Source organism: Parvibaculum lavamentivorans DS-1 (assembly GCF_000017565.1).
GTDB classification, from domain to species: Bacteria; Pseudomonadota; Alphaproteobacteria; order Parvibaculales; family Parvibaculaceae; genus Parvibaculum; species Parvibaculum lavamentivorans.
On record NC_009719.1, the window covers coordinates 3,006,363 to 3,023,939 of the forward strand.

Annotated in this window: 19 protein-coding genes; 6 read left to right on the top strand and 13 right to left on the bottom strand. The window is 63.0% G+C overall.

The features are described 5' to 3' along the window. Positions 1-2: 2 nt before the first annotated feature. Together PLAV_RS14230 and PLAV_RS14235 are read right to left on the bottom strand one after the other, a co-directional pair. On the bottom strand, positions 3-1,199 hold the full coding sequence (locus PLAV_RS14230) for a GNAT family N-acetyltransferase (protein WP_012111725.1): 1,197 nt from the start codon (positions 1,197-1,199) through the stop codon (positions 3-5). A gap of 27 nt (positions 1,200-1,226) precedes the next feature. Then, a complete protein-coding gene (locus tag PLAV_RS14235; protein ID WP_012111726.1) occupies positions 1,227-1,694 on the bottom strand; it encodes a RidA family protein in 468 nt (155 codons plus the stop codon). A 93-nt stretch (positions 1,695-1,787) separates the two neighbouring features. Between PLAV_RS14235 and PLAV_RS14240 the strand changes: the two genes are divergently transcribed. Next, on the top strand, positions 1,788-2,828 hold the full coding sequence (locus PLAV_RS14240) for an agmatine deiminase family protein (RefSeq protein WP_012111727.1): 1,041 nt from the start codon (positions 1,788-1,790) through the stop codon (positions 2,826-2,828). 4 nt (positions 2,829-2,832) lie between these two features. Here PLAV_RS14240 and PLAV_RS14245 read toward each other — a convergent pair whose 3' ends face one another. The 3 genes from PLAV_RS14245 to PLAV_RS14255 form a co-directional block, all read right to left on the bottom strand. Then, positions 2,833-3,564, bottom strand: a complete 732-nt coding sequence (locus PLAV_RS14245) for a GGDEF domain-containing protein (RefSeq protein WP_168713205.1) — start codon at positions 3,562-3,564, stop codon at positions 2,833-2,835. A gap of 173 nt (positions 3,565-3,737) precedes the next feature. Continuing rightward, positions 3,738-4,616 carry a formylglycine-generating enzyme family protein gene (locus PLAV_RS14250; RefSeq protein WP_012111729.1) on the bottom strand — a complete coding sequence of 293 codons (879 nt, stop codon included), beginning with the start codon at positions 4,614-4,616 and terminating at the stop codon, positions 3,738-3,740. Continuing rightward, positions 4,613-5,578, bottom strand: coding sequence for a 2-hydroxyacid dehydrogenase (locus tag PLAV_RS14255; protein ID WP_012111730.1), 966 nt, complete (start codon positions 5,576-5,578; stop codon positions 4,613-4,615). Before PLAV_RS14255 ends, PLAV_RS14250 begins: the two co-directional genes overlap by 4 nt. Positions 5,579-5,664: 86 nt before the next feature. Between PLAV_RS14255 and PLAV_RS14260 the strand changes: the two genes are divergently transcribed. Next, on the top strand, positions 5,665-6,486 hold the full coding sequence (locus PLAV_RS14260; RefSeq protein ID WP_012111731.1) for a cell envelope integrity EipB family protein: 822 nt from the start codon (positions 5,665-5,667) through the stop codon (positions 6,484-6,486). Positions 6,487-6,622: 136 nt separating this feature from the next. On the opposite strand, the gene PLAV_RS14265 is transcribed toward PLAV_RS14260, so the two are convergent. Continuing rightward, entirely contained in the window at positions 6,623-7,894 is a 1,272-nt protein-coding gene (locus PLAV_RS14265) for a DNA polymerase IV (RefSeq protein ID WP_012111732.1), read from the bottom strand. A gap of 165 nt (positions 7,895-8,059) precedes the next feature. Between PLAV_RS14265 and PLAV_RS14270 the strand changes: the two genes are divergently transcribed. Continuing rightward, the gene (locus PLAV_RS14270; RefSeq protein WP_143710231.1) at positions 8,060-8,965 is read left to right on the top strand and encodes a hypothetical protein; all 906 of its coding nucleotides are present in this window, start codon (positions 8,060-8,062) and stop codon (positions 8,963-8,965) included. Positions 8,966-9,225: 260 nt separating this feature from the next. On the opposite strand, the gene PLAV_RS14275 is transcribed toward PLAV_RS14270, so the two are convergent. The 3 genes from PLAV_RS14275 to PLAV_RS14285 form a co-directional block, all read right to left on the bottom strand. Next, complete coding sequence (locus PLAV_RS14275; RefSeq protein WP_012111734.1) at positions 9,226-10,125, bottom strand: ROK family protein; 900 nt, start codon at positions 10,123-10,125, stop codon at positions 9,226-9,228. Positions 10,126-10,534: 409 nt separating this feature from the next. After that, a complete protein-coding gene (locus PLAV_RS14280; RefSeq protein WP_012111735.1) occupies positions 10,535-11,293 on the bottom strand; it encodes a hypothetical protein in 759 nt (252 codons plus the stop codon). Further along, positions 11,290-11,568, bottom strand: a complete 279-nt coding sequence (locus PLAV_RS14285) for a DUF3572 domain-containing protein (protein ID WP_041536030.1) — start codon at positions 11,566-11,568, stop codon at positions 11,290-11,292. Before PLAV_RS14285 ends, PLAV_RS14280 begins: the two co-directional genes overlap by 4 nt. A 263-nt stretch (positions 11,569-11,831) precedes the next feature. On the opposite strand from PLAV_RS14285, the gene PLAV_RS14290 reads away from it, so the two are divergent. Further along, complete coding sequence (locus PLAV_RS14290) at positions 11,832-12,197, top strand: response regulator (RefSeq protein WP_041536031.1); 366 nt, start codon at positions 11,832-11,834, stop codon at positions 12,195-12,197. Positions 12,198-12,240: 43 nt separating this feature from the next. Beyond that, positions 12,241-13,614, top strand: a complete 1,374-nt coding sequence (locus PLAV_RS14295; protein WP_012111738.1) for a PleD family two-component system response regulator — start codon at positions 12,241-12,243, stop codon at positions 13,612-13,614. Positions 13,615-14,082: 468 nt separating this feature from the next. Here PLAV_RS14295 and rpmG read toward each other — a convergent pair whose 3' ends face one another. From rpmG to PLAV_RS14315, 4 genes are all read right to left on the bottom strand, one after another. Further along, positions 14,083-14,250, bottom strand: coding sequence for a 50S ribosomal protein L33 (gene rpmG / locus PLAV_RS14300; protein ID WP_012111739.1), 168 nt, complete (start codon positions 14,248-14,250; stop codon positions 14,083-14,085). Between the two features lie 92 nt (positions 14,251-14,342). Continuing rightward, positions 14,343-14,645, bottom strand: coding sequence for a hypothetical protein (locus PLAV_RS14305; protein ID WP_012111740.1), 303 nt, complete (start codon positions 14,643-14,645; stop codon positions 14,343-14,345). A gap of 176 nt (positions 14,646-14,821) precedes the next feature. Further along, positions 14,822-15,502: an MFS transporter gene (locus tag PLAV_RS14310; RefSeq protein WP_012111741.1), complete on the bottom strand. Its 681-nt coding sequence runs from the start codon at positions 15,500-15,502 to the stop codon at positions 14,822-14,824. A gap of 285 nt (positions 15,503-15,787) precedes the next feature. Then, positions 15,788-16,837: a threonine aldolase family protein gene (locus PLAV_RS14315; protein WP_012111742.1), complete on the bottom strand. Its 1,050-nt coding sequence runs from the start codon at positions 16,835-16,837 to the stop codon at positions 15,788-15,790. 69 nt (positions 16,838-16,906) lie between these two features. Between PLAV_RS14315 and PLAV_RS14320 the strand changes: the two genes are divergently transcribed. Continuing rightward, a complete protein-coding gene (locus PLAV_RS14320; protein WP_143710232.1) occupies positions 16,907-17,575 on the top strand; it encodes a TetR/AcrR family transcriptional regulator in 669 nt (222 codons plus the stop codon). Positions 17,576-17,577: the final 2 nt, after the last annotated feature.

Here is a 17,577-nt window from a genome sequence, read left to right on the forward strand (position 1 = left end):
TGTCAGAAATCATCCTCTTTGTGTTCGTCGCTGTCATCGTGCCGGAAGGGTGCGTATTCGCCAAGTACTGCAATATCCCGGTCAACATGCTGGCGCTCGCGGGACAGATACTCGTCGACGGCATCCCGGAAAGAAGCGTTGGCGATCCAGTGCGCGCTGTATGTACGGGACGGCATATAGCCACGCGCCAGCTTGTGCTCGCCTTGTGCGCCGGCTTCGACGCGTGCCAAGCCATGATTGATGGCGAAGTCTATTGCCTGGTAGTAGCAACATTCAAAATGCAGGAAGGGGTGGTGCTCGAGACAGCCCCAGTTTCTGCCGTAGAGGGCGTCGCCGCCAATGAAGTTCAATGCACCGGCAATATAACGGCCATTTCGCTTCGTCATTATGAGGAGTGTTTGCGCCGCCATCCGTTCGCCGATCAAGCTGAAGAACTCGCGGGTAAGGTAGGGCGTACCCCATTTGCGCGCGCCGGTATCCATATAGAACGCGAAGAAAGCGTCCCAGTGGTCTTCTGTCAGGTCGCCGCCGGTGATCCATTCGACGGTTACACCGTTTTCAAGGGCCCGCTCACGTTCCTTGCGGATCATCTTGCGTTTTCGCGAGGAAAGGTCGGCGAGGAAATCGTCGAAAGAGCTATAGCCTCGATTATGCCAGTGAAATTGCTGGTCGGTTCGTTGCAACAGCCCGATCTTGCCGAGATGTGCCCACTGCCGCTCCGGCAGAAATGTGAGGTGTAATGAGGAGACGCCAAGGCGGTTGCCATATTCGACCGCTCCGGCAATCAGCGCTTCTTCTGCAGCTTCGCGTCCGGGTCCCTGCGGCACCAGTAGGCGAGGCCCGCTTGCAGGGGTGAAAGGGACGGAGCATTGCAGCTTCGGATAGTAGCGGCCGCCTGCGTTTTCGAAGGCGTTTGCCCAGCCGTGATCAAAAACATATTCGCCGCGGCTATGATTTTTCAAATAGAGCGGCATGCAGCCGGCGAGGTTGCCTTGGTCGTCCTCCAGTAAGGAGTGCTGTGGTAGCCAGCCGGTGCGACGTGTGGCGGAGCCGCTTTCCTCGAGAGACGCGAGAAAGGCATGTGAAACGAAGGGGTTGGCCGGCGCACCAGGCGGGTTGGCGCATGCATCCCATCTTTCGGGGGCAACTGCACCGATGCTGTCGACAATGCGGATAATGGCTTGTTCGCTGTCACCCATGCCGGGAGTCTAGATTAGAGGAAAGGCCTAGGCGATCTCGAAAATGGCCTCGATTTCGACGGTAATCTGGAAAGGGAGAGAGGGTGCCGCAACGGCCGAACGCGCATGCCTGCCTTTATCCCCGAAAACCTCGACCAGAAGATCCGATGCTCCGTTGATGACCGCCGGCTGTTGATCGAAATCGGGCGTTGCGTTCACGAAACCCAGCAGCTTCACGCATCGGGTCACGCGGTCCAGATCGCCGCCGCAGGCGGCCTTCAATTGGGCGAGGACATTTATCATGGTCAGGCGTGCCGCAGCTTTGCCCGCTTCGGCGTCGTGATCTTTCCCCACCTTGCCCTGAAACTCGATGCCCTTCGGCCCCATGGGCCCCTGGCCGGAGATGAAGACGAGATTGCCGGTGACAACGTAGGGAACATAGGTTCCCGCAGGTGCGGCGGGGGCGGGCAGTTCAATACCGAGTTCCGCAAGGCGCGCGTCTGTTTTTCCGGCCATGGCTTATCTCCTCATACCGCTGTTGCCGCATTGGTTATGGACGTTATACCTAGCGTCTAATGCGCAGGCACGAAACCCCGGGAAAGACACCAGATGAATGAAACGCGGACACCGGCCGATGAGGGGCTGTTCATGCCTGCCGAATGGGAGCCGCATGAGCGTTGCTGGATGCAGTGGCCTTGTCGAACCGAGGTGTGGGGCGAGCGTCTGCCGCAGGCCTATGCGGCTTATGCACAGGTGGCTCGGGCGATTTCATCATTTGAGCCCGTCAGTATGGTGTGCAAGCCGGAAGATGAGGCTCAGGTGCGGCTTGCATGCGGGCGCAATGTCGAGACTGTCGCTCTTCCGATTGATGACAGCTGGGCTCGTGATTCGGGGCCGATCTTCGTCATCGACGGCAAGGGACATGTGGCTGGTACGCATTGGCGCTTCAATGCATGGGGCAATGCCTATCACAATTACGATGCTGACGCGGCGGTGGGCGGGGTCATTCTCGAGCGGCTTGGCATGAGGAAATATCAGGGCGGGATGGTTTTCGAGGGAGGTTCAATCTCGGTCGATGGCTATGGGACTCTGCTGACGACAGAGGAGTGCCTGCTCAACGATAACCGCAATCCTGGGCTCACCCGCCAGCAGATCGAGGAAGCCCTGGCTCTGAATCTGGGGGTGGCCCGGATCATCTGGCTCGATCAGGGGCTGGAGGACGACGAAACGAGCGGTCATGTCGACATGGTTGCGTCTTTTGCCGGGGCGGGGCGTGTGTTGCTTCACATGCCCGAGGATAAAAGTGATCCCAACTACGCGCGCATGCAGGAAAACAGGGCGCGGCTTGAGGCGGTCCGGGACGCAAGGGGGCAGAAGCTGGAAGTCATCGAAATTCCGCAGCCGAAGCGGAATCTCAAGCGCGAGGATGGGCGCCGCCTCTGCACATCCTACGTAAATGCCTATATCGCCAATGGAGGGGTCGTGATGCCGACCTATGAAGATCCGAACGACCAGAAGGCTGCAGCTGTCATGGCTGAAGCGTTTCCGGGGCGAAAAATCGTGTCCGTGCCAGCACTTGAGATAGCGCGGGGCGGCGGCTCGATCCATTGCATCACGCAGCAGCAACCCAAGGGGCAGGCGCTGAAATGATCCGTCAGCCGTGCGTCGTCAAACGCATGGCGCGGCCACCGCTTTTTTTATCCGCATACATGGCGCGGTCGGCCCGTTCGATCAGGTCCGCCTGGCAGGTTTCGCCATTGTAACTGGCAAGACCCAGGCTGGCCGTGACGGAAATTCGGTGCGATTTGCAGGATATCTCAAGGTCGGCGATGCCCCGCAGCATTTCGCGGGCCCGTTCGCGGGCGCGTTTGTGGTCCGCGCGGACGAAGAGGATGGCAAATTCGTCGCCGCCGAGGCGGGCCGCATAGTCCGTGGCGCGGATGCTGCGGCTGAGGAATGAGCCGACGGCGCGGAGAACCTCGTCGCCGGCCGTATGGCCGTAGCGATCATTGATCGACTTGAAGTCGTTGAGATCGATATAGGCAAAAAGTCCCGCTTCTTCATAACGCGCGGCGCTCAGCAGGTTGCGGCGCAGGACATCGTCGAAACCGCGGCGATTGAGAAGGCCCGTCAGTTCATCTGTATGGGCGAGAGCTTCCAGCTGCCGGATGCGCGCGGTGAGCTCGACGATGCGGGTTTCGCTTTCATCGGCATAGGCGAGGGCGCGCGACAGAAGATGCCTGGTGGTCGGGTTGCGCTGTGCGGCGGCGAGACTCTGGCGGAAACGTTCCGTCTGCGGATCGGAGGGAAATCTGGCGTCGTTGAAGGCGGATGATCCCGCGCCATCGCCGGTTCCTGTTCCCATCGCTCTTTTCACGTAGGCCATTGCTCCATTCGCAGCTGACTGCGACCCCTTCAAAGCCGTGTGTATCAGCCTGTGCGATGCAAGGGCTTGGCCACACTGGAAACCATTATAAATCAATGGGTTGTGCCGGAAGGCTCGCCTGATAACTGGGTAAAATATGCCGGGTGAGCGGTGCTGGCCGGGCAAGTTGAGGCCTAGTCGGCATCTCTGGCGAGGCGGAAACCGGCTATCGCCAGACGCTCCCCCGCAAGCCGGCTTTCGCGAGCCGCGATGCGGACCGGCCCTGGCGTATCTGTCCATGAACCGCCGCGAAGGGCGCGGATCTGGCAGTTTACGGCGGTGGCCGGCGTGCCGTCGCGCGGACCGAGCTTGTAGTCGCCGAGCCAGCAATCGGAAAGCCATACCCAAGCGTTGCCCACCATGTCGTAAAGGCCCGCAGGATTGGGCCGGAAACTTGCGACGGGGCTCGTGTGCAGGAAGCCGTCGGTGCAGGGCTCCGCGACTTTTGCGACCTTGTTCTTGGCGGTGAGGTCGTTGACGTTGGCGTAGTCGCAAGCGAGGCGGTCGTCTTCGCCCCAGAAATTCGTGCCGGCGGTGCCGCCGCGGGCGGCGTATTCCCATTCGGCTTCGTTTGGCAGGCGGTAGTTTTTCCCGGTTTTTTCAGACATCCAGGCGGCGTAGGCCGTGGCGTCGTGCCAGGAGAGGCAGACGACGGGGTGCGACGGGCCTTGAGGAAAGCCCGGATTGCGCCAGTTTGCCTCGGGATCGAGGCGCCAGCCGTCGGCGGTGAGGGTGTGACAGCCGTTTTCCGGGGTGTGGCTCGTCGCGGCGATGAAGGCCGCGAATTCGGCGACGGTTACGGCGGTGGCGGCCATGGCGAAAGGACGGAGGATGCGGACTTCATGGCGCGGGAACTCGGCTTCGTCCGCAGCCGGATCGCTTTCGAGGCTGCCGCGCATGAAGCTTCCGGGCTTAAGCAAAACGAGCGCCGGGCAGTCTTCGCAATCGCGCAAGGGCTTGGAATCGCAGGCGGAAAGCGCAAAAAGAGCGGCGGCCAGCGCGATGCGGATCATCCGGCCACCAGGTCCGATGGAGGACGGCCGGCGAAGAAGGCATCGAGGTTGTCGAGTGCGCGGAAGCCCATGGCGTTGCGCGTTTCGAGCGTGGCGCTGCCGAGATGGGGAAGCAGAAAAGCGTTGGAAAGAGCCAGATATCCGGGATGGAAGTTCGGCTCGTTGTTGAAGACGTCGAGCCCCGCTGCTGCAATGCGTCCGGACGACAGGGCTTCGATCAGGGCGTCGTCATTCACGATGTCGCCGCGCGCCGTATTGACGACGATCGCGTTCGGCGGGAGGAGGGCGAGGGTGTCGCGATTGACGAGGCAGCGCGTCTCCGGCGTCGAGGCGCAATGGATGGACAGGACATCGGAAACACGAAAAAGCGCAGCGGGATCAGCGTGATAGGTCGCGCCCGCCTCCAGTTCCGGCGAGACGCGGCGGCGGCTGTGATAGTGGATTTCCATGCCGAAGGCGCGGGCGCGGGCCGCTGTTGCGCGGCCGATGCGGCCGAGGCCGAGAATGCCTAGGCGCTTGCCCGCGAGTTCGATCCCCAGCATTCCAGTGGGTGCCCAGTTGTTCCAGCGGCCTTCGCGGAGCGCGGAAATGGCGGGTGTTGCGCCGCGCGCGGCGCCGAGCATCAGCAGCAAGGCGATCTCGGCGGTGGCGTCCGTGAGTACATCGGGTGTGTTGGTGACGGCGATGCCACGAGCGGTAGCGGCGGGGATATCTATGTGGTCGTAGCCGACGGAGAAAGTGGAAATGATCCGTATACTGACGGGTAGCGCCGCGACGAGGGCTGCGTCGAGACGGTCCGTCACCGTAGCCAGAAGCCCCTCGGCCCCTTGCGCGCGGGCGACGAGCTCATCGCGATTCAGCAAGCAATCATCGGTATTTAGCAGGGCTTCGTAGTCCCGCTGGGCGCGGGCTTCGACGGCCGGGGGAAGCTTGCGGGTGACGAGAATGCGCGGGCGTGGCATGGAAGGCTTTCCTTGAGTGGGCTCAATGGTTTATCCGATGGTGTAAGCTCGTAGAAGCCCCATGGGCAGGTATGGAAGAGGTTGAATTGACGCGAAGCCTGAGAATAGCCCGGTTTTCCGCCATTTTTATCATTGCCGGCAGCATGGCGGCGGAGGCGGCGCCGACATTGCAGATGCATCGCGCGGTCTATGACCTCACGCTCGGACGGACACAGCCGGTGAGCGATATTACCGGCATCCGTGGACGGATGGTGGTCGAATGGCGCGGCGGCCCCAAATGTGGGGGCTATACGTCGCTGCAGCGCGTGGTCACGCATGTAACGGGTGTCGATGATGACAGCGTCAGCAATGACGTGCGGCTGAGTTACTGGGAGGCAGCGGATGGCGACCAGTTCACGTTCACGCGGACGGAATATACCAACGGGCAACTGACCGGACAGGAAGAGGGAAGCGCCGAACGCGACAAAAATGGCGGAAGCGTGCGGGTTTTCCGTGAGGGAGATGAGCCGCTGGCGATGCCGGGCGATGTCCTCTTCCCCATCGCCTACAACCTCGCGCTGATCGAAAAAGCGCAAGCAGGACAGCGTGTTTTCAGCAGGGCGCTGTTTGACGGGACAGAGCCGGGAGAGAATCCGACCACGGCTTTCATCGGGAAACCCTTGTCGAAACAATGGGTTGGCGAGGGTGTGGAGGTGGAAGGCGAAGGGAAATCGCTTTCGGCAATGCGGCCCTGGCCGGTGCGCATCAGCTATTTCGACCCGGCGGACCGGGAAGGCGTGCCGAGCTTCGAGATGGGATATGTCTTGTTTCCCAATGGGATAGCCGCCGAGCTGACGCTTGATTACCTCGATGTGCAGCTCAAGGGCCGGCTCAGCGAGCTGACTTATTTCGCGCCGGATTCCTGCTGACTGTCACAATTCGTTTCCGGCGGTTTCCGGCCATTTTCCGCAAGCGGCTTTCGACTGTCATCGAACCGTCATCATACCGTCACAAATAATATCCGTGTACTGATTATATTCCCGGCGACGGATTTATCCCCGGCCGTCACCGGCGCAGGCCGCGACCCTTGACGATGGACTTATCCCCGAATTTTGCGCGCAGCTTGTCCATGGCGCGCTCGGCGGCGGCGCGGCGTGTTGCGGCGGGGTCGAGCAGGTCGTTCGGGTCGGCGAGGTCGCCATCGGCGAGACCGGAAATCCCCACCCCGAGAAGACGAAAACTTGTCCCCGTGGCCTCGCGCGCGAGCATGGGCGCGGCAATGCGGTAGATGACTTCCGCGAGCTGAGTCGGATCCGGCAGCGTCTGGTTGCGGGTGCGGGTCTTGAAGTCGGCGGTCTTCAGTTTCAGGACGATGGTCGAACCGGAAAGGCCGGCGGCCTTGGCGCGGGCGGAGACTTTTTCGCAGAGCGGCCAGAGCTTGCGGTCGAGCTCGGCTGCATCCGCGATGTCGCGCATGAAGGTGGTTTCGGACGAAATGCTCTTTGCCTCATGGACGGGTTCGACGCCGCGCGTATCGAGGCCGCGCGAGAGACGCGAAAGGCGGCGGCCCATCGAGCCGTAGCGCGCCATGAGATCGTTTTCCTCCATACGCTGGAGATGGGCGATGCGCGTGATGCCGTCGCGGGCGAGTTTGGTTTCGAGCGCCTTGCCGACGCCCCAGATCATGGAAACGGGTTTTTCGGCGAGGAAGGACAATGTTTCCTCGCGGCCGATGATGGCGAAGCCGCGCGGCTTGTCGAGATCGGAGGCGATTTTCGCCAGGAACTTGTTGTGGCTGAGGCCGACGGAAACGGTGATACCGATTTCGTCCTCGATGCGTTTGGCGAGGCGCGCCATGCTGATCGCCGCGCTCGCGTGATGCAGGCGCTCGGTGCCGGAGAGGTCGAGAAAAGCCTCGTCAATGGAGACGGGCTCGACGAGCGGCGTCAGGTCGCGCATCAGGGCGCGGACGTCGCGGGCGACGCGCGCATATTTCGTCATGTCGGGCTTTATCACGACGGCTTCGGGGCAGGCGGCGAGCGCCTTGAACATGGGCATGGCGGAGCGGACGCCGCGAATTCGCGCGATGTAGCAGCAGGTGGAGACGACGCCGCGCGTGCCGCCGCCGATGATGAGCGGCTTGTCGCGCAGCTCCGGGTTGTCGCGCTTTTCGACGGCGGCGTAGAAGGCGTCGCAATCCATGTGCGCGATGGTGAGGGTGTGAAGCTCGGGATGGAATTTCAGGCGCGGGCGCTTGCAGGCAGGGCAGCGGGTCGCTTCCGGCGGCACAGAGGCGAAGCAGTCGCGGCAGAAGCCTTGGGGGGTGGTGGTGGTCATTCGGGCGCCGGGTTGGACTGATTGTTTTCAGTATATCACTTGTGGCGTTGGCGGGGCGGACGACTCTCTTCCAACCCTCCACCAAGTTGAGGGTGGAAAGGGTGTCTGCGCAGGATTTTCCCGCTAGGATTGGTGCGGGTTGGTGATTTGGTGTTGGGGGGTTTCTTGAAAGTTTTTTCGGTCGGGTTTTCCGGTGTCGCGCTTGTGGCGGGCGCGCTGCTTCTTTCCGCATGTCAGGCAAAGGCGCCGCCACAGCCGCCTGTCGCGGCCGCTGCCGCGCCGGAGCGGGCGGCGCCCGCGCCGGAGACGCTGACGGCATCCATTCGCGGCGGGCGCGACAAGATCGGCCTTGCGAGCTACGGCATATATGTGTCCGGGCTCGACGGAGAGATGATCCGCCAGTCGACGCGGCTTTACGATGTGCCCATTCCGATTGCGCCCGGGCCTCACTCGGTGCTGATCGGTTTCAGCATCACGGGCTATACGACGCTGCATACGCGGCTCGAGGCGAAGGACGGCGCGCATTACGTGGCGAAGTGGGAGCGCCTGCCGGCGGAGAGCGATCATCAGGGAATGCTTGTCGCGTGGATCGAGGATGAGGCGAGCGGCGAGATCGCGATGCCGAAGCGGCATCTTTGGGGCGCGGACATGGTTGTCGCCCCATATGAAGCGCCATCGCTGCCGGACAGTGCGGCGGCTTTCATCAAGGGATCGGAAGCGGAACTCGGCTTCGACGTGGCGACGGCGCATGTTTCGGCCATCGACGGGGCCTATACGGACAAGGACGTGCGGCGGGCCGGAACGCCGATCAAGGTAGCGCCGGGATTGCGGGCGCTGCTTCTCACCTATCGGAGCGGCGATGTGGCGGAATTTCCGGTGCTGGTGAATTTGGAGGCGGGACATACCTACAAGGTCGGCTTCGTCGCGGATTCAGGCTCCATTCCGGGGGTGGCGAATGAGCGGCTTGCGATCTGGCTCGACGACGAGACGACGGGCATCCGCGTGGTGCCGGAGGAGCGCGTGCAGGTGAAGCGCGTGAAGGAGAGGGCGATCTTTTTCGATCCGAAGTGAGGGGTGGTGATTACCGCTTCTGGATTGCTTCGTCGCTTCGCTCCTCACAATGACGGATATTTATTCTGTGTAGAAATAAACAGTGTCATCCCGGCGAAAGCCGGGACCCACTCGCGGTGCCGAGTTTGAGAGTTGCTGAAGGAAGTTTGTCTTTTTCGCGGTTGAGGCCGGGCGTAGCCGCGCTTGCTGAGGGAACCAATGGGTCCCGGCTTTCGCCGGGATGACAATTTCTTTTTGGTAACTTCCGTGTATCCGTTTCTTCAGTCTGCCGGCCAGAGCCAGGCGGCGCCGCGGACGCCGCTGCTGTCGCCGTGGCGGTGGGGGCGCAGGTTTGTGGCGACCTTGTCGGAGAAGACGTAGGCGCCCCAGCGGGCGGGGATTTCTTCGTAGAGGGCGGCGATGTTGGACATGCCGCCGCCGAGGACCACGACTTCAGGGTCGAGGATGTTGACGATATGCGCCAGCGTGCGGGCGAGGCGGTCCGAATAGCGGCGGATGGCGAGGCGGGCGGGGCGGGCGCCTTCGAGCGCGGCGGCGGCGATTTCTTCCGGTGTCAGGGCGTCGGTATTTTCGGCCGCGTATTCGCGGGCGAAGGCGGGGCCGGACACCCATGTTTCGATGCAGCCCTTCTTGCCGCAATAACAATCCGTACCCGGATATTCATCGGGGAGCATCCAGGGGAGCGGATTGTGGCCCCATTCGCCGGCGATAGCATTTGGCCCTGAGAGAAGCGCGCCGTTGATGACGATGCCGCCGCCGACGCCTGTGCCGAGGATGACGCCGAAAACGGAGCGCGCGCCGGCCCCCGCGCCATCCGAGGCTTCGGAGAGGGCGAAGCAGTCGGCGTCATTCGCGAGGCGGACGGGGCGGGCGAGGGCGGCTTCGAGATCGGAGCCGAAGGGATGGCCGATGAGCCAGGTGCTGTTGGCGTTTTTCACGAGGCCGGTGGCGGGGGATATTGCGCCGGGCATACCGATGCCGATGGTGCCTGTCTTTCCCGTTTCGGATTCGAGGGCGGCGACGAGATCGCGGATGGCGGCGATAGTGGCGGCGTAGTCGCCGCGCGGGGCGGGGATGCGGCGGCGGGCAAGCTCATGGCCCGCGTGGTCGAGGGCGAGGGCTTCTATTTTTGTGCCGCCGAGGTCTATGCCGATGCGCATGGGGGGACTCTCTTTTTTGCGCGGAGGATAGCAGGTTTGAAGGGAGGGATGGCACGCAGAGGCACAGAGGCGAAGAGAGGGGAAATCAAAGACGCGGTGTCATTCCGGTTTTCGCGGGTGGATCGGGATTCTTTCGCGACCCCTCCCCAAACGGTCTTCGACCGTTTGACACTCCCGCAGGGGGAGGGTGGGAAGTTGGGATGACAGTTTTATTTTTGGGTTTTGTTGTGCCTCAAGTGGAAGAGTCTTTTTCTGACGCCGCTTCGCGGCTTCTGGATTGCCGGGTCAAGCCCGGCAATGACGGGATGGGGGAGAGGGGAAACGAGAATTCGAGAACGCGGACAAGCCCATGGGCCCCGGCTTTCGCCGGGGTGACACTTTTATTTTGGGTTTGCTCAGAAGCTATTCGTCAGAAACCTTCTTCCGTCAGCTTTTGCTCGATGAATGCCCGCGCGTCCGGCCAGTGGCCGGTGTGGAAGTGGCTGTCCTTGGCGGGGCCGAGGAGTTTGGCGAGGCGGGGGTCGGCGATGAAGTGGATGAGGTGGGTGGGGGCGTGGGCCTTGGCGACAGAGGCGAGATTATGCGGGATGTCGTCGAGGAAGAGGACGGGGGCCTCGACGCGCTCGGCCATGCGGCGGACGGCGCCGCCTTTGAGGCCCTTGTTGGCGATGACCGGATAGTCGATGCCTTGCGCGGCGAGGCTGGCGGCGCGGGCGGCGCGGGATTCCAGCGGCACGTTGGTCAAGACGACGATCTGCGCGCGCTCCGACAGGGCGGCGAGCGCCTCGGCGGCGCCGGGCACGATGTCGAGGGCGTGGGTGCTGGCCTCGAAGAAGGCTTCGAGGAGGGCCGGCATGGCGGCAGCGTCATAGGGCTCGTTGGTGCCGACATGGCGGATATTGCCGGTGAGGGCGAAGCTTTTGAGGTCGAGCCAGAGTTTTTGCGTTTCGAGGTAACGCTCCAGGCCGACGACGAACTGGATCAGCACCTCATCCGCATCCGAGACGATGAGCGGGCGGCCGCGCACGAGATCGAGCGCGTCGATCTGGGGGATGACGGTTTCGTCGATGGCGAGCGGGTCGCGCATCGCGGATGCGGTGGTGCGCATGTCCGGGCGGGGGCCGGGGATTTCGCTGGCGGTGGCGCCGGGATCGTCTGTCGTGCTCATGCCCAATGGACCTCCTCGCCGCCGGGAAGGGCGCGGCGGGCGGCGGCGGGCCATTGCGGCTTCACCTCCTCGGCCTCGCAAAAGGCGAGAAGGCGCGCTTCGTCCGCCAGCATGTAATCGAGGACGCCGCCGAGAAAATCGGCATCGCCGGCGCGGGCGCGCAATTCATCCGGCGCGAGGCCGCTCAGGGCGAGGAAATCGCCGAGCAGGTCTTCGTCGGCCGCGATATGCCCGAGGGCGCGGATGGCCAGAAGCTCGGCCTGGTCTCTTTCCATGGGAGATTTTCCGTCATTTTCCCGCAACGCGACACACATGGAGCGCGAAACGGGGCCGGGGGACACAGAAACTTAATCATAGGCGGAGTTTAATGAAAAACCGAAGGAAAGCGGGAGGTCCGCGATCCGGGGTTAAAGACTTAGTTAACGATATTCGGGTCAGATGACCCATCAGAGAGATATGAGAGTCGGCCCCAGAAACCGGGGTTTCGCGGTTTCGAGTACGGGCTAGCCCGCAGTGGAGTTCTGGAGCTATGGACGCAATGTCTAAGAAGGTCCTGATCGTCGAAGACAATGAGCTTAACATGAAGCTCTTTCACGATCTTTTGGACGCGCATGGATACGAAACGCTGCAGACGCGGGACGGCATCGAGGCGCTCGAGATCGCGCGGACGAACCGGCCCGACCTCATCCTCATGGACATCCAACTGCCGGAAGTTTCCGGGCTCGAAGTCACGAAGTGGATCAAGGAAGACGACAGCCTGCGCTCTATCCCGGTTGTCGCCGTGACCGCGTTCGCCATGAAGGGCGACGAGGAGAAGATCCGCGAAGGTGGCTGCGAGGCCTACATTTCCAAGCCGATCTCCGTGACACAGTTCCTGGAAACGGTTCAGCGCTTCCTGCGCTGATACCGGCACGGACCGCTCTCTCTTCGACAAGGAAAGAGAACCTGTGACTGCGCGCGTACTTATCGTCGACGACGTTCCGGCCAATCTGAAGCTGCTCGACGCGAAACTCACCGCCGAGTATTTCGACGTGTTCAAGGCCGCGTCGGGGCCGGAGGCGCTGGAGGCGGCGAAGGAACAGCAGCCGGACATCATTCTTCTCGATGTGATGATGCCGGGCATGGACGGGTTCGAGGTCTGTCGCCGGCTGAAGGCGATGCCGGAGACGGAACATATTCCCGTCGTGATGGTGACGGCGCTCGACCAGCCGAAAGACCGGGTGCAGGGGCTGGAAGCCGGCGCCGACGATTTTCTTACAAAGCCGCTCAACGATCTGGCGCTGTTCGCGCGCGTCCGCAGCCTTGTCCGCCTGAAAATGGTGACAGACGAGCTGCGCATGCGCGAGGCGACGGGGCAGCGCATCGGCGCGCTGGGCGCGGGGACGACTGGCGATTTCCTGATGACGGAGCCGGGGCGCATTCTTGCGATCGACGACCGGCCGACATCGCTGAAGCGCATTACCGAGACGCTGGCGAGCGAACACAATGTGACGGTTGCCGAGACGCAGGAAGAGCTGCTGCAGCTCGCCAATAGCGGCAATTTCGATCTTCATATCGTGAGCCTGACGCTGCAGGAATTCGACGGGCTGCGGCTCTGCTCGCAGCTGCGCTCGCTGGAAGCGACGCGGCAGACGCCCATTCTCGCGATCGTGGAAGAGGGCGATACGGGGCGCCTGGTGCGCGCGCTCGACATGGGTGTGAACGATTATCTGGTGCGGCCGGTGGAGCGCAACGAACTCGTCGCGCGGGCGCGCAGCCAGCTTCGCCGCAAACGCTATCAGGATTATCTGCGCGACAAGTTCCAGCAGGGGCTCGAACTCGCGATCACCGACGGGCTGACCGGGCTCTATAACCGGCGCTACATGGAAGGCCATCTCGCGACGCTGGTCGACGATGCGGCGAATACCGGCAAGCCCGTGGCGCTGCTGATTTTCGACATCGATTACTTCAAGGCCGTGAACGATACGCATGGCCACCAGGCGGGCGACGAGGTGCTGAAGGAATTCGCGGACCGCATTTCGGCCAATGTGCGCGGCATCGACCTTGCCTGCCGGCTGGGCGGCGAGGAATTCGTCGTGGTGATGCCGGATACGGACCTCACTTATGCGATGACGGTGGCCGAACGCCTGCGTCAGGGCGTGGCGCTCCGGCCGTTCAAGCTCGACGAGACGGGGCGGACGCTCGATGTGACGGTGAGCATCGGTATCGCGGTGACGGAAGGGCCGAACGACACGGCGGCGAAGCTGCTCGGCCGCGCCGACCAGGGGCTCTATCGCGCCAAACGCGACGGGCGAAACCGCGTGGTCGCCGAGGCGGCCTGAGGCCGTACCAATAATCCGGCGCTAAAACCAAAGTTTCAGGAAAGTTCTCGCGCTGGTTTTTGGGAGCGATGTGTGCGTTAACCTTGTTTATTCATGGTTAACGAAGTTGAACGCGGCGGCGGGCACGTATTGGCTTTGCTATTCCTTTATTGGGACAGCAACACGTGCTATATTTAATGGGTTACTTTGTTTCGTTGCCATTGGGCCGTTCCGCTTCTTGCTGGGGGGCAAGTTGGAACCGGTATTCGGGCAACGAAGCGTGTCCTCGTGGGGCGCTCAGGTCCGCCGCATCTCCTGAGTCCGCGGGGCACGGCCGGCCGGGTCCGTGGTTGTGGAGTGGCCTCCTCTGATAAGCCGCGATTCCCTGGCCGGCCACTATTCGAGGGCGAACGCAAAAGAGCCGGTCTCCATTCAGGGGACCGGCTCTTTTCGTATCCAGGGCCGCATGTGCGACGGGACCGAAGATCCTTATTTGATCTTGGTTTCCTTGAACTCGACATGCTTGCGCGCGATGGGATCGTATTTCTTGATGACCATCTTTTCGGTCATGGTGCGGCTGTTCTTCTTCGTGACGTAGAAGTAGCCCGTGTCGGCGGTGCTCTCGAGCTTGATCTTGATGGAGGCTGGCTTCGCCATAGCGCGAAATCCTTGAGGTTAGGCAAGCACTTGGCAGGGCTCGCGAAATTCGGTTCGCGCGGGATGCCCGAGCGATTTGGCGCGGAGAGTACTCACGGGGACGGGTAAGTCAAGCCCGGCCGGGGCGCATAATAGCGCTGCAACAGGACCACCATGGCTGCCACCCCCAGGAGCGACATGAGGATACCTACCCAGATGGGGAGGCCCATGTGGGCGCAGAGCGCGGCGGTGAGAAGGCCGCTCGCGCCGCCGATGTCCCAGCCACCCTCGGTGGCGACGTGGAAGCGGAGCGGGCAGGGCGCGCGCTTCGCCTGCGTATAGACGGCCGTCATCAGCGTCGGGACATAGAGGCAGGCGCCGAGCGCGCCGAGCGCATTCGCCAGCACGGCGACCATGGCGTCGCCGGTGGCGACAGCGCGCAGGACGATGATGAGGGCGAAGGTGCCGAAGGCGTAGATGACGGCGTGACGGCCGTAGCCGGCGTCAATGTGGCGGCCGAGCGTCAGACTGCCGATGCCGCCGATAATGGCGGCGAGCGCGAGCGCGCCTCCATAGGCAAGGAAGTCTTCGTTCAGCGAGGTGAAGAGCGCGATCTGCCAGACGAAGACGTAACCGCCATGATCCAGCCGTCGGCGACGAAGAGCAGCATGCCGGGGATCGATGCCCTGAAGGCACCGGAGACGGCGGACGCGACGCGAACTTCCGGCGTGCGCAGGAGCGGCAGGGCGGAGGCGATACAGAAGATCGTGGCGAGGCTGAAAGCGGCGCGGGGGCCCCAGGTGACGAGGAGGAGGCCGGTCATGAGCGGGCTCACGACGCCGACAAGGGCGGTGACCGCCTCGCGGACACCGATCTGGTGGCCGCGACGCTCGTCGTCGCCAAGGGTGGCGAAGTAGGCGTGGTAGGTCGACCAGTAGACCGTGTCGCCGACGGAGGAGACGACGATGAGCGCCACGAGCATGTAACCGACGCCATCGACCTCGGCGAGGAGGGGAAACTGGAAGGCGGTCAGCAGCGTGCCCACGATGACCATGGTGCGCATGCCCCAGCGCATAGTGAGGGGGACGATCAGTGGACGGATGAGAAAGCGCCCGAGCAGGATGAGCGCGAAGGAGGAGAGCGCCGTCGGAGCGGGGACGCCCGCCTTCAACAGATAGGTGACGAAGAAAGCACTGCCGCCGGTGGCGGCGACGGCGTGAATCCAGTAGTGAAGATTGAGAAGGTTGACGGTGCGATTGCGGAAATACGCCATCGGGTGAGCCCCCGCGAAGGATGGATCGGAAGAATCGACTGTCCCGCGGCTCATCCCGTTCGGGACGGCACGCTTTCCTGACAAGGCCGGACGGGCCTCAATTCAGTCGATAAATCCGGGCATCACGCGAAATCCTCCGCTGGAGACGGTGAAATCTAGCCGGTTCCCGATTGGTGTTCAATCACGCTTGCGGGTCTCTGGTCGTATCGGCTGGGGGAGGTCCGCTTAGCGCCAAGCGGACAATGGCGATCAGCTCATACGCCGATCAGTGTTGAGCCCTCAGCTTCACGCGCCGCGCGTCGCCGCCAGCTCTGTGTCGGCCGTTGCAACAGCCGTCGCGATTGTTTCGACCTCGTGGACGCGCACGCCGCCATGGATCGCCAGCCGCACCAATGCCGGCGTCAACTTGAGCACCTGCACGCCGTGACGCGCCAGACTGTCGACGAATTGCGCTGCGTCGCCGCTGGGTCTGTTCAGGAAGACGAGGTTGGTTTGCGCGGGCTGGACGGCAAGATCGCCAAGCCGGCCGGCGATCGCGCGCGCAAGCGTGCTGGCCATGGCCGCGTCCGTTTCGAGCCGGTCACGCCAGCCTTCGAGTGCTGCTCGCGCTGCGGCCGCGATAGCGCCGATCGGACGCCATCCGCCGCCCATGGCATCCCGCCAGCGTAGCGCCTCGTCGATCTCGCTGCGCGATCCCGCGAGCACCGAGCCCACAGGCGCGCCGATCGCCTTGTTGAGGCTGATCGCCGCCGTATCGCAGCCAGCCATCAAGACGGATAGCGGCGCGTTCTGCGCTACGGCCGCATTCCAGAGTCGCGATCCGTCGAGATGGAGGGTGCTGCCCGCCGCGCGGCATGTCGCGCCGATGTCGCTTTGCCAGCCCGTCGGCATGACCGAGCCCGCCGCCAGCATATGCGTGTTTTCGAGCCAGACGAGCGTGGCCTCGCCGGGTGCGCGTTCCGCGAGGAAGCCGGCGACGGCGGCGGGCGAGGGATGACCGTTCTCGTCGGGCAGAACCTGCCTCGCGACCCCGGTCAGCGCGGTGGCGCGATCCTCGACCGTCACGACATGGGCGAGCGCCGAGGAGGCAAGCCGGCCGCCTTCGGGCAGGTGCAGCCGGATCGCAATCTGGTTGGCCATCGTGCAGGTTGGCACCAAAAGCACGGCCTCGACGCCCAGTTCTGCCGCCATCAACTCCATGAGCGCCCGCTCGTCGGGGTCTTCTCCATGTCCCATCGCCGGCGGCCGCAGGGCGGCAGCTTGCATCGCGGCGGCGACCTTCGCAGAGCCCGGAGTCATCAGGTCGCTGCGGAGGTCGATCCCGGTTCTTGTCATGCTTGCCCAGCTCTAATATTAGAGTAGAATATAAAAATAGGTTCATATAAAAAGATGGAATCAATTCTAATGTCAAGTACGGCGCTGCGAGATCGGGGCAAGGCGCGCCGGCAGGCGGAGATCGTCGCGGCCGCCGCCGACCTTTGGCGCGAACACGGAATCGAGAACGTCTCGCTGAACCAGATTGCCGCCGCCGCCGAAGTGGCGCCCCAGACCATCTACAACCTGATCGGCGGTCTCGAGGCGGTCGGCTTCGCGGTGATCAAGCGGGCGTTGGTGCAGCTCGATGAGGCGCTCAATGCGCGCGCGGCCACCGGCATCGAACTCGCGCTCGAGTCGGCGCGTATATCGGCCGAGCTTTATACGGGGGACGCGAAACTCTACCGTCAGTTGCTGGTGCGGATTCCGCGCGTATTGTTCGACGGCACGCATCTCGGGCGCGACATTGCCGAGATTCCGATCCTGGCGATGACCCAGGCCCAGGCTGACGGCGAGATTTCGGCAGGCGTCGATCCGGAGCGGCTCGGAAGGGCGATATATGCGGGCTATCTCGGCGCTCTCTATGAATGGGCCTGCGGCGATTCCGGCGACGCAGATTTTCTGCGCGCCGCCGAGATCGCGATACTCGCACCGCTTGCGGCCTGTGCGACCGATGCCGCCCGGCCGGCTCTGACGGCCCGTCTTTTCGAATGTCTTTCCCGCAACGACGCGATGTCGCGGCCGGTTGAGAAGGGCTGAAA